1 pseudogene is annotated in these 256 nt (G+C 61.7%); it reads left to right on the forward strand.

Annotation, left to right across the window (positions count from 1 at the left end):
- A pseudogene (locus ACPYOG_RS19995) lies at positions 1 to 256 on the forward strand (urocanate hydratase); the annotation flags it as partial.

Consider the following 256-nt stretch of genomic DNA (forward strand, 5'->3'; position numbering starts at 1 on the left):
GTGCTTGACCGTGGATGTGGATGAGACCCGTCTGCGTCGTCGTGCGGGTAAGCGGTACTTGGACGAGGTCGACACGGATCTCGATGCTGCGATCGCGAAGGTCCAGGCCGCGAAGGCTGAGCGTCGTGGCTGGTCGGTGGGGTATGTGGGTAACGCTGCTGAGGTGTTCCCGGAGCTGCTGCGTCGTCACAAGGCCGGGGAGATCACTTTTGATGTGGTCACGGACCAGACGTCCGCCCATGATCCGTTGTCTTAC

Source organism: Leifsonia sp. HAY1-4F (assembly GCF_056755275.1).